Origin of the sequence: Lactobacillus xujianguonis (genome assembly GCF_004009905.1) — a bacterium.
Lineage (GTDB): Bacteria > Bacillota > Bacilli > Lactobacillales > Lactobacillaceae > Lactobacillus > Lactobacillus xujianguonis.
Genome location: NZ_ML136915.1, coordinates 1 through 7,472, shown reverse-complemented (window position 1 = coordinate 7,472; position 7,472 = coordinate 1). Strand labels below are relative to the sequence as shown.

The window sequence follows — 7,472 nt, the reverse complement described above, 5'->3', positions numbered from 1 at the left end:
GCTAAAACGCTTAAGCTTAAGGCAGTTCAATCAGATCAGACTCTTTTCTATTATTACTATTTACAAGTCGAGTCTAACAAGATTGGACTTTTTTATTAACTAAAACGATTTAACTAGCACCACGCGTGATATAATATGATTTGTAGATATTTTTGTAATGTTTCATTACAAGTGAACGAAAAATGTAAAATTCTTTAAATTAAAAAGGAATGTCTAAATATGAAACATAAGAATGATAATTTATTTAATGCCAAATTATATAGCAAGCAGAAATTCGGTTTTAGAAAACTATCTATTGGTTTATCTGCAGTTGCTTTAGGAACCAGTTTTTTGTTTGTTACTAATAACTCAGTGCAAGCAGCTGCTTCTAATAATCAACTCGAAAGAAATCAACAAAGTAGCAGCAATATTCAACCGACAAATAGTACTCTAACTATAGTCAAATCTAGTGATATTAACACAGGTGTTTCTGCACAAAAAGCTAATGAAGAATCTTCAGTTACCAACGTTGCCACAGATGGAAACACTGTAGAAAGTAGAACTGTAGCTTTAAATACGAACAGTGGTTCTACCCCCCATTTTCTAGAAGTTCTTTACTAGAAAGTAAGGCTGTATCAACGTCTACTGATCAGTATACAGTTGACATATCCACAACTGGTACCAATGAATTAGTCACCGATGGAAATTCTGGTCAAGTTAATGTTAACATTTCAGGAAGTGGCGACTCGCTTCCTGTTTTTAACGATAATGATAGTTTTTCAATTTCTATCAGTAACCATAATTTAAAAGTTAAAACTGACAGTCTTCCTGTTTTGAATGATAATTGGACTACTACATCCTCAAATAATGATGATGCTACCACATTTACATTTACTTATCACGGAAATGAGCAAAATTATCAAATACATTCATCCAATATTTCAATTAGCGTAAATGGTAATTTACCAGATAGTTCTACTAGTGATCTTGTTGAAGTTACGAATACTGTTACTGTTAAATTGCCTCAAACTCCATCTGTTCAAAAAGAATTTGTTTCTACTATTAAGAAATACGAGGATCATGTAAACGAGCAAGAAATATTGCACGGATTTATTTCTGGTCCTAAGGTTACTTGGAATCCTAACGATAACATTCCTAACAACGCTGCTATCCCCAATTCAACAGGAAAAGTTTCAAATGGAAGTTATATTGAAACTTATAGCGACAATGCATCAGTAACCTATACCGGACCTGAAAATGTTAATGCAAATGAATTAGAGGGGCCTGAAAATCAAGCTCGTTTAATGCAATATATGTTTGACTGGAACTTTGGAAAAGGCGTGGGACCAACCCTTGATCCACTTGACAATGTTAAAGCATTTATTAAATTCACCGATAATCAAAGAATTGTACCTTCGTCCATTAAAGTATTTCATATCACTGACCCTCAGTTACTTACACAAACAGGTAACAGAACTAAGATAAGTTCAGAAATTTATCAAAAAATCGTTGGGCAATATGACGGCAGCAATGGTACTTTTGCAAACGAAGACACCGACTTTGAAAACTTTTTACGAAATTTAGTTTCTCAAAATCCTGATAACAAAACTTTCAATAATAATGGTATTGAGATTAACCAAAATGGACCATTCTTAGTTGATGGTCAAGATTACTCAAGAAAAGGTGCTTATTTCTTCCAAATTGATACACAATTACTACCACAAGAAATGCAAGAGACTTCACCTTTTGACGGGGGGAGTGGTCCGGCAGTTTCTTATTCCAAAATTATTTTGCCTAATATGACTGCAGCAGGAATTGGTAATAATACTCAAACGCAAACCTATACTGGCTTTAATACAGGTAGTATCTCTGGAAGTACTATACCTACTCCATCCAACCCTCCTACTCCATCCAACCCTCCTACTCCATCCAACCCTCCTACTCCATCTAACCCTCCTACTCCATCCAACCCTCCAAAGCCAACAACTTACCCTAAATCAAAAACTCCTGTTTCAGTTAATCAAAAGAAAGAAATTTTGCCACAAACTGGAGAGAAACATTCCAACTCAATTCTTGGTATCATTAGCGTAGCTTTAGCTTCAGTACTTATCCTATTTAATCTGAGTGATAATAGAAAGCATACAAAATAAGTTCTACTATAGGTTTTTATTTTTTGTAATAACTGAAAGTTAAAAAGACAGAAATCATATTTTTTGGCAAATTCTGTTGCTAAAAAATAAATGGAAAGAATTAAACTGCCTCATAATGGTTGCTTGATTCTTTTTCTTTATAATATTTTTCTTCTAAAAGTCGTAAGCGTCAAAAGCATATCAAAAAAGCGCGCGATGTCAAGCTTTAGTAGAATTCGCGTGCTTTCGTGTTCTTTATTTTTGGGCTAATTGCAAAGCCCTCCATTAACCAATCTACCTGCTTAACAGAGAGAGCTTGAACTTCATTCTGATTCTTTGGCCAGTTCATTTTTCCATTTTCGAATCTTTTATAAAGCAGCCAAAAGCCTTGTCCGTCCCAATAAAGGGCCTTAAAGCAATCTTTGCGTCCGCCACAAAAGAGAAAGACTTTGCCACTAAAAGGATCTAAGTCAAACTGTTCTTTCACTACGATGGATAATCCATCAATACCTTTACGCAGATCAGTCTTGCCACAAACAATATAAACTTGACCCAAGTCACTGAGCCTAATCATGGTAAGACTTTCTCAAGTAATTTGTTCATTAACTCAGGATCTAAACTACTATAAAGATCAAGTTCAAGATCATTCTTCTTCAAACTAAGTAATAAATTATTACGCTGTGGTCGAGTCTTCTTAGGTCTAACCGGATGATTTAAAGCCACAATTGGCTGTTGTTTTTCGAGCATAATTCTAACCCTCCAATATTTTTGATGAGTTTAGAATAACTGAAAAAAGAGGACTAAGAAAGACACTCGGTTATCTGACGCTCACCTTACTTTAAAAATTGACAAAGAAAAAGCATCAAGCTGGTACTTAGCAGCTTGATGCTTAATCTAATTATTAAATTTTAGTTGACTTCTATCAACACCATTTGACAGAAAGCCCTTTAAAACTGTCATCAAACTCCCGGTCCTATTTCTCCACGTATTAAAGTATGGGGATCACCAGGCAGTTTTCATCAAATTTATAATTATCTTCTCTTCTTATTTTCTATTTTATGCTTTTTAAAATTGGTAAGAATTAAAAATGCTGCTGCCATTACGATTAATGTCCCCACTAGATAAGTACTCATATTTGAGTTTTCACCCGTTTTAGGTATTTTCTTATCTGAGGTTGTTTTTTCTAATTTACTTGAAATTCTTGTAACTTGCCTTTGTTTGATTGGTACGTTAGAAGTTGGTTCATTAGGTTCATCTGGTACTTTTGGTATTGGTTCATTAGGTTCACCTGGTACTTTTGGTGTTGGTTCATTAGGTTCACCTGGTACTTTTGGTGTTGGTTCATCAGGTTCACCTGGTACTTTTGGTGTTGGTTCATTAGGTTCACCTGGTACTTTTGGTGTTGGTTCATTAGGTTCACCTGGTACTTTTGGTGTTGGTTCATTAGGTTCACCTGGAATTTTGACGTTTGTAATCACAAAACCATTTTTCATATCCCCTGTAATTTGACTATCATAGCCTTTGACTGCTTCCTCTTTGAGAGAATACTTTATTTCCTTCCCTGTATTCTTTTCATATCTCGGAAGATTTTCAAAAACATACTGCCAATTATTACTTTGACTAAGTTCCTGTGTTTGTACTACTTTATTACCAGCCATAAGCGAAACTTTTATCATTTTAGGGAGATCCGCAGCAGCCTTTTCTACTTTTCCTTTTTCATTTTTCCAGATCTTTTTGACTGGTATGTTAAGTGGCAATTCACACTCTGCTTCAGAATTAAACAAATATGCGTCATGCTGCATTCCTAAGACAGAGAGCACATTATAACTTTTACCCAGAAAACTAATTTGAGTTCCTTTAGTACCTTCTTCTACTACAGTTAGCTGATAATAATGACCATCTTTAGAAACGTAATTTCCATACTTATCAACATACTTACTTATGTCAAACTTACCTTGCCAGTTATTATTGTCGCCAAGTTTAATTACCTGATCTGTAGGTTGACCATCCACGTATAATCTCACACGTATATCGGATACAGGAATCTCACTAGAAGGAAGAACTTTTCCTGCATTGATATTAAGTTCCGTTCCATCATTTAATTCATAATATTGAGAGGTTGATGCATTTTCTTTACTTATAGAATGTGAATTTTCTTCATTCAAAGCAACAAATGAAGCCATTACAGTCGATATAGTAGCCGAAGGTTCGACCATTTCATACTTAAAATTACAATCGTACCAATATTTTTTTACTCTTAAAAATTTATCTTCAGGTTTATTAACTTGTTGCACACTTACATCAATGAAGTTGTTATATTCATTTAAACTTGCTTCATACTCTTTACCCTCAATGGATATATCTTCTGGAGTTTCAGTTATTGCTTGACCGTCAATTTTAACAATTAGTGCTGTATTAGCATCAATTTGCTTAAGAGTATCAATCTCAGCTGTACCATTAATAAATTGAGGAACTATTCCGCTTATAATAACACTATTATTATTTTTATTAATTACCTCTACCTTGGGAGAAAAGCCCGCCATATCGTCTCCCGAATAGTTATAAAAACGTATTTTGGTAGAGTTTTGTAATTTTGGAGTGGACTGTTTCTCTTGCTTTCTTTCCTTACTTGCTACATCATCAGTATTAGTATTATTTTCCAATCCCAATGGCTCTTTACTATTTTTTTGAACGTGGTCATTACCATCCTTTACACTAACTTGAGATTGCTCTTTTTCAGAATTTACACTTGTAACATTTTGCTGATTTACAACATTTATTTCATTTGCACTTACTGTTACTGAATTTAAGCCACTCACAATAGTGGTATTTATAAGCATTAATGCAAGTAACAGCGACCAAAGTTTCTTTTTCATTTCCAAATTAATTTTCCTTTCTCATTCATTCAAACCAATATCCATTAAAATTAAACTTAGCAACTCGATACGGCCGCGAGTTTGCTTTCAGCATAAAACTATTTATCGCTTTTCCATTGCTGTCTAATTCGCCAAAAGCTCCTTTGAAACTTGTTCCATAAATAATATGTCCATTGATTTCCATCACATTACTTTGGAAGAAGGAAAATGGCAGTGCTATCTTTTTTACCAGCTTAAACGTTCTCGCTTTTTCATTTACCAGATATTTATAGTAATATGATCTCGCACCTTTAGGCAAAACCGTATTTTTATTAACTACAGTTGGCACCTTAACAACTCCACTGAATCCATCCCAAGAAAAGTCTGGTCTACTATCCATAATAGCGCTGTTGTTATCATACATGTAAAGATAGTATTTCGTCCTAGAAAAGTTTTTATTTCTTTCAATACGAACAGAGTGCTGCCCAGCATTAGGTTGGAAATTACTTACTTTTTGATAAAGATATTCGCTATAGCCTATATTTTTCCAAATTGATGGCTCGGACAAGAAATACTCAATCTTAGGCTTATTTCCACTAACATTTATTTTCATAATCGTGGATGTTTCCCTTGAACTTATAATAACTGCCCCATCCATATAATTTATCGAGTTAGGGTGAATATTATCTCTATGCCCTTTATTGTTCAATACAAGGTTCTTTACAACTCCTGTAGCTTTTTTATAAAGCTTGGGTACTAAATCTTTAAAATCGAAAAGCTCTGTGACCTTTCCATCTTTTAAATCAATCTTAATTACACTGTCACACACACGATTCTCTTTTTGCATCACTTGTTTATTAGTAGCTAAGGCATATAAATCATCGTTTGCAATTGTAAAATCATGGTGTATTCCGTAATTTTTAGAACCATAAATTTTTTCAATTTGTCCTAAATTATTAACTTTGCTAATTTTTGAGTCAATAAGATTATACAAGTAACCATCCTTGAATTGCACATTAACAAGGTTAAACCTCAGCTCCCCTCTTATTACACCATCATCATCTATTAATAGACTTGTATTCTCTTTCATGGGCACCAGGAAAAGTCCGTCAATCGGTTTTGCTTTGCTTGTTCCTCTTTGAATTTTTAAGCCTTTATAAGACTCGCTTAGTATTTTTGGAGCATTGTAAACAAAACGTATTGCCTTTTTTTTACCTCTTTTATCAACTGCTGTTAGCGTAATGATATTCTTCCTACTAGGCACAATTCCTGTAAGAAGATATTCATGAGTCTTACTATATTGGCGCTTACCCTTCAACCATCTTTTGAAATTTTTAGTATTGGCTACACTAATATTTTCTTTAATCTTTGTTGCTTTTGCAGTTTTGAAATATACATACAGACCGGTGGTGTTAAATTTATACGGATCTTTCACCGCCAAAATCTGGGGAAAGTTATACTCTTTTGCTTGTTTTAATCTTTCAAGTTTTGCTTCTATTTTCCTACCATTTTCAACAGTATTGTCATCTTCATTTGTTACAACACTATTTAACTCAAGAATTTTTATATTTTTATTTTCTACACTATCTTTTTTAGAAAAACCAGTTACAACACAAAATAAAATGGCTATAGCCAAAGTAAAAAATGTTATTTTTTTCATTTCTCGCAGCTCTCTTTTTTTCAAGCAACTAAGCCGAACGTTAACCGCTTTTTATACACCTACATTCTTATTTTACTCTAAAAAAGGGGGGGATCAAGAGAGCCTGTAAATCAAGAATTAATGATCCTGACTCTAATAAAGTAGAATGGGGAGTTGTGTTAACTAATCTTGATCGTAAAAATTATCCGTTAAAAAGAATTAACGAGCTTTATTATCTTCGTTGGGACATTGAAACATCTTTCAAGAAGCTAAAGTATTCTTTGGGCCGCGTGCAGTTTCATTCCAAACAAGATAAATTCATCGAAATGGAAATCTACGCTCACATGATTAATGCTATCAGTCAAATTGATGCTTAAGCTTATATCCCGCAAAGGCATTGCAAGTATCAATACTCTATTAACTTCAAACAATCATGCTCGATTATTCATTTAACAGCTTCTTCATCACAGGAATTTGAAAGGATTCTGATTCAAATCAGTTATTATACGGTTCCAATCAGACCAGGACGAAAATATAAGAAAGATATAAAACCAAAATCAGCTGTATATTATTTATATCGCGTAGCTTAAAAATTGGCGCTTTATTTGACGTACAAAAAAAGCGCCAATTTAAACAATTAAATGTCAAACCAGTGCTTTAAAAGTCTAGTCTCAATTGTCAATATCTTAACTTAATGACATTGGCTTTATGCTTGCTTTTTTCTACGTAAAGTCAAGCATCATCGTATGTTTTGCTTTATTATTTTGTATAATTTAACGACTTAATTAAAATTGTGTCGATTTATTTTTAAACGAAAGTATGACAAATAAGCCTGCAAATCTATAATTTTTGTAAGCTTAGTTTTATAAT

At 33.5% G+C, this 7,472-nt stretch carries 7 protein-coding genes; 3 read left to right on the top strand and 4 right to left on the bottom strand.

The annotated features are described in order from the left end of the window. The first annotated feature begins 219 nt into the window (after positions 1-219). Both EJK17_RS10710 and EJK17_RS10705 read left to right on the top strand, forming a co-directional pair. Positions 220-600, top strand: coding sequence for a YSIRK-type signal peptide-containing protein (locus tag EJK17_RS10710; RefSeq protein WP_127796423.1), 381 nt, complete (start codon positions 220-222; stop codon positions 598-600). Between the two features lie 212 nt (positions 601-812). Beyond that, a complete protein-coding gene (locus tag EJK17_RS10705) occupies positions 813-2,129 on the top strand; it encodes a hypothetical protein (RefSeq protein ID WP_127796422.1) in 1,317 nt (438 codons plus the stop codon). 205 nt (positions 2,130-2,334) lie between these two features. Here the strand turns inward: EJK17_RS10705 and tnpB are convergent, their stop codons facing one another. From tnpB to EJK17_RS10690, 4 genes are all read right to left on the bottom strand, one after another. After that, positions 2,335-2,682, bottom strand: coding sequence for an IS66 family insertion sequence element accessory protein TnpB (gene tnpB / locus EJK17_RS10700; RefSeq protein WP_103662630.1), 348 nt, complete (start codon positions 2,680-2,682; stop codon positions 2,335-2,337). Beyond that, complete coding sequence (locus EJK17_RS11530; RefSeq protein ID WP_168180799.1) at positions 2,679-2,855, bottom strand: hypothetical protein; 177 nt, start codon at positions 2,853-2,855, stop codon at positions 2,679-2,681. The genes tnpB and EJK17_RS11530 overlap by 4 nt, the downstream gene beginning before the upstream one ends. A gap of 284 nt (positions 2,856-3,139) precedes the next feature. Next, the gene (locus EJK17_RS10695) at positions 3,140-4,984 is read right to left on the bottom strand and encodes a Cna B-type domain-containing protein (protein WP_246011986.1); all 1,845 of its coding nucleotides are present in this window, start codon (positions 4,982-4,984) and stop codon (positions 3,140-3,142) included. 25 nt (positions 4,985-5,009) lie between these two features. Then, entirely contained in the window at positions 5,010-6,623 is a 1,614-nt protein-coding gene (locus tag EJK17_RS10690; RefSeq protein ID WP_103662628.1) for an aryl-sulfate sulfotransferase, read from the bottom strand. Positions 6,624-6,676: 53 nt separating this feature from the next. On the opposite strand from EJK17_RS10690, the gene EJK17_RS11925 reads away from it, so the two are divergent. Next, positions 6,677-6,979, top strand: a complete 303-nt coding sequence (locus EJK17_RS11925; RefSeq protein ID WP_342769191.1) for a transposase — start codon at positions 6,677-6,679, stop codon at positions 6,977-6,979. The last annotated feature ends 493 nt before the right edge of the window (positions 6,980-7,472 follow it).

Bases quoted from the DNA above. Each gene is read 5' to 3' on its own strand.
- EJK17_RS11530 (WP_168180799.1), bottom strand. From the start codon at position 2,855: ATGCTCGAAAAACAACAGCCAATTGTGGCTTTAAATCATCCGGTTAGA.
- EJK17_RS10710 (WP_127796423.1), top strand. From the start codon at position 220: ATGAAACATAAGAATGATAATTTATTTAATGCCAAATTATATAGCAAG.
- EJK17_RS10690 (WP_103662628.1), bottom strand. From the start codon at position 6,623: ATGAAAAAAATAACATTTTTTACTTTGGCTATAGCCATTTTATTTTGT.
- tnpB (WP_103662630.1), bottom strand. From the start codon at position 2,682: ATGATTAGGCTCAGTGACTTGGGTCAAGTTTATATTGTTTGTGGCAAG.
- EJK17_RS10695 (WP_246011986.1), bottom strand. From the start codon at position 4,984: ATGAAAAAGAAACTTTGGTCGCTGTTACTTGCATTAATGCTTATAAAT.